1 protein-coding gene is annotated in these 214 nt (G+C 48.6%); it reads left to right on the top strand.

All coding sequences use genetic code 11. The features are described from left to right. The coding region (locus SAY88_RS25780) for a (2Fe-2S)-binding protein (protein WP_332635277.1) at positions 1-214 on the top strand (214 nt) is incomplete at both ends.

Here is a 214-nt window from a genome sequence, read left to right as displayed (position 1 = left end):
CAGGGCGTTCTTGTGGTGGATGTAAGCCGCTTATCGCTGACTTGTTAACATTAACAACAGGAGAAGATGTGGGTAACGCTCCAGAGCCAATGTGTGGTTGTACGGAATATACGCATGAAGAAGTGGTCGCTGAAATCCGCGAGCTTGGCCTTTCACACCCACGTGAAGTGATGAATGTATTAGGCTGGGAATCAGATGAAGGCTGTTCGAAGTG

It is taken from the genome of Halalkalibacter flavus (genome assembly GCF_036663575.1).
Taxonomy (GTDB): Bacteria; Bacillota; Bacilli; order Bacillales; family Bacillaceae_D; genus Halalkalibacter; species Halalkalibacter flavus.
The sequence above is the reverse complement of the archived record's forward strand: the minus strand, read 5'-3'. Positions and strand labels throughout refer to the sequence as shown.